This window comes from Actinomycetota bacterium, from assembly GCA_041658565.1.
In the GTDB taxonomy this organism is placed as follows: domain Bacteria; phylum Actinomycetota; class AC-67; order AC-67; family AC-67; genus JBAZZY01.
This window is the reverse complement of the sequence record JBAZZY010000079.1, coordinates 1-3,086: the sequence shown is the minus strand read 5'-3', so window position 1 is coordinate 3,086 and position 3,086 is coordinate 1. Positions and strand designations below refer to the sequence as shown.

The 3,086-nt window shown below is 60.9% G+C and carries 5 protein-coding genes; 1 reads left to right on the top strand and 4 read right to left on the bottom strand.

What is annotated here, in order from left to right:
* Positions 1-590, top strand: a 590-nt coding sequence (locus WDA27_15090; GenBank protein ID MFA5892249.1) for a DUF933 domain-containing protein, incomplete at its 5' end; no start/stop codon positions are given.
* Between the two features lie 27 nt (positions 591-617).
* On the opposite strand, the gene WDA27_15085 is transcribed toward WDA27_15090, so the two are convergent.
* From WDA27_15085 to WDA27_15070, 4 genes are all read right to left on the bottom strand, one after another.
* Positions 618-743, bottom strand: a complete 126-nt coding sequence (locus WDA27_15085; GenBank protein MFA5892248.1) for a hypothetical protein — start codon at positions 741-743, stop codon at positions 618-620.
* A gap of 133 nt (positions 744-876) precedes the next feature.
* A complete protein-coding gene (locus WDA27_15080; GenBank protein MFA5892247.1) occupies positions 877-1,131 on the bottom strand; it encodes a nucleotidyltransferase domain-containing protein in 255 nt (84 codons plus the stop codon).
* Positions 1,132-1,189: 58 nt separating this feature from the next.
* Positions 1,190-2,260: a serine protease gene (locus WDA27_15075; protein ID MFA5892246.1), complete on the bottom strand. Its 1,071-nt coding sequence runs from the start codon at positions 2,258-2,260 to the stop codon at positions 1,190-1,192.
* Positions 2,261-2,563: 303 nt separating this feature from the next.
* Positions 2,564-3,086, bottom strand: a 523-nt coding sequence (locus WDA27_15070) for a citrate/2-methylcitrate synthase (protein ID MFA5892245.1), incomplete at its 5' end; no start/stop codon positions are given.

Here is a 3,086-nt window from a genome sequence, read left to right as displayed (position 1 = left end):
GCACTTTGAAGCTTGTGTTGGCGGCGATGGAGGCGGGCCAACCGCTTCGCGAATCGAACATGACCGACGAGCAGCAGAAGGTTACGCGCGCGTTTCGCCTGTTGAGCGAGAAGCCGCGTCTGGTGATCGTCAACACGGCCGACGACGAGGCCGACCCCGCGCGGTTCACGTCGCTTTCAACGCCCGAGATTCCCGTGATGGCCGTACCGGCCGGGTTGGAATTGGAACTCTCGAAGATGACGCCCGAGGATAGGGCGGAATTCGAGCGGGAGATGGGGCTGGTGGGCACCGACCGCGACCACATCATCCGCACACTGCTGAAAACCTCGCGGCAAACGACTTTCTTTACCGCCGGCGAGCCGGAAGTTCGCACGTGGCTTTTGCGTGAAGGCGGAACGGCGTTGGAGGCGGCCGGCGGCATTCACACCGACTTGGCCCGCGGCTTCATCCGCGCCGAAGTGATGACCTGTAGCGACTTGGTTCGTCTCGGCAGCGAGCGTGACGTAAAGGCCGAGCGTCTGATGCGGCAAGAGCCGAAAGATTATGTTGTCAAAGACGACGACATTCTGCTGATTCGGTTTAGCGTGTGAGCTTGTTTGGTGTTCCGCCTACAGAAACTAGTCCATTCCCACCAGATTGTCGTCGGCCAGAAACGCCTGAATGCCCTGCTGTTCCAAAAGGAGCTTACCGGCTTCCGCCTCGGCAGGAAAATCGAAGGTGCCAACCGTGACAAGTTTTTCCATCCAACCGTTCCCCAGTCGGCCTGTGCCCTAGCCAACCACTGCCGCACCGCTTCGTGCGTCTTGTCGTTTATAGACGACCCTTCCGTACTTGTCGGCGAAGTAAACGACGTGATTGACGACAGTCCGCCAGCGATCATACTCGTCGGGCGTCTTCCAAAACACGTCGAACGCCGCCGGGAAATCGGCCAGAAGACGACGGACGGCGGGAAACCGGTCGCAGCGGTAAATCCGTCTCCGCAACAACCAGAAGATCGACGTCGCTATCCTCGCGAGCTTCTCCTCGCGCATGACTGCCGAAGAGAATGATTTTCTCCGGCGCAAGCTCTTGCACGATGCAATCAATGATCTCGGCGATTTGTTCTGGGCCAATCATGACTTGCGACTCCACCTGAAAGCCTACGCCGCCAGGGGCCCCGTCAATATGGGGTATTGTGTATCCCATTCTGTTACCCCACTGCCCAGCCGAGGAAACGCAGCGCGTGATAGAGGACGGCAATCACGCCGATCAGGGCAAGAATCGCTTTGATCTGGTCGGTGCGTGGCAATGGGCCGACGGGCAGGGCAGGAAGTGAAGCGATTGGCGCGGAAGACACTTGCCCTGAACCCACAGTGGGTGATAACACGGGGACGGGCGATAGAGACGAAGAATTCGAGGAACAGGCTAGCAGTTGCGAATCGCTGGTCGTGCCGGCTGCCCTCACCCCTTGCCCCTCTCCCAAAGGGAGAGGGGAGCGAGTTGGCCCCTCTCCCGCAATCGGGCGAGAGGAGCTAGTGTATCCCGCTCCCACAGGGAGAGGAGAGTTGACGGCAGGCGACCCAGCATAATTGATTGCCGCTACGGGGGCCGCATTGCCGCGCGATTGCTGGGCGAGCATCGCCTGCGACGAAATGCGTTGGAAATCGCCGCTCGCCAAATCGAGGAACCAACGCACACGGCCGCAGTAGCTGCCCGTGGTGCGTCCGAAGGCCGAGCCAAAAAGTGTGCCGGCCAACTCGCCGCGGTTGTTCAGGATTGGCCCGCCCGAGTCGCCGTTTCGCGCCGGCGCCGATAGCTCGATCATCTCGAACGGCTGATTGCCGCCGGGCGAAACGTATTGCGTGCATTGACCCGTCACGGCGCGATACGAGCCGCTGCCGTAACCGGCGATTGTCAGCGAGTCGCCGGGCTGCGGCGCCTGACTCGAAAGGTTGATCGGTTGCACGTTCGGCCGCCGAATGGCCAAAGCGGCCAGATCCCAATCGCGGTCGGTCCGTAAAAGATAGGCGCCCGAGCGAAAACCGTCGGGGAAGAGAACGGTGATGGGGCCGGCGGCGTCGCGCACCACGTGCCAATTGGTCACCACGAGGCCGGACGAATCGTTGATGGCCACGAGCGCGCCGGAGCCATAGGCGGTGCCGTCGCGTTCGGGCACAACGATCCGCACCACGGCCGGATGTGGTCCCGAGAACGTGGGCGCGGGCGTATAGAACGTCTGCGCCGTCGCTGTCGACGCAGCGACAATCGCCAGTGTCAGCACGAGGAGCCGTGTCACGGTGGGTTGGCCCCGGGGGGTGATTCAAGCAGCGGTGCAACCCGTTTGGCGGCTTTCGGGAAAGCCAAGTCTTATCGTTAGGAAATAGCCGGGGGCTAACAGCCCCCGGAGCACTAGAACACGCATCCCGGGGGCTGTTAGCCCCCGGCTATTCTATTCTCGCTATTCTATTCTCCTTGACATGACCGACCCGAGAACCGCCAAACGCCAGCGGCGTTTCATCCGTGAGTGCCAACGGACGGAACTCCCCGTCCTCGCCTTGTAGTCGGTCGCGGTGCGAACGATTATTCAGCGTTTCTCGATGGGCAGATAGCTGGTTTCGTTAGGGCCGGTATAGATTTGCCGAGGGCGCAAGATTTTCGTGGTCGGATCGTCGTGCTGCTCCTTCCACTGGGCGATCCAGCCGGGCAGCCGACCGATGGCAAAACACACGGTAAACATGTTCGTGGGAATGCCCATCGCCCGCAAGATGATGCCGCTGTAGAAGTCGACGTTCGGATACAGACGCCGCTCGACGAAGTAGGAGTCGGCCAGGGCAAGTTCTTCGAGTTTGCGGGCGATATCGAGCAGCGGGTCCTTCTTCTTCAACTGCGAGAGGACTTTGTCGCACGCCTCGCGCAGAATCTTCGCTCGCGGATCGTAGTTTCGATAAATCCGGTGGCCGAAACCATAGAGACGGAAGGGGTTGGTCTTATCCTTGGCGTCGCGGATGCAGTCTTCGGGCGACAAACCGCCTTGGTGGATGCGGTCGAGCATGTCCATGACTTCGACGTTGGCGCCGCCATGCAGCGGTCCCCAAAGGGCGCAGACG

Excerpts from the sequence above, each read along its gene's own strand:
- WDA27_15085 (MFA5892248.1), bottom strand. The coding sequence starts at position 743 with ATGGAAAAACTTGTCACGGTTGGCACCTTCGATTTTCCTGCCGAGGCG.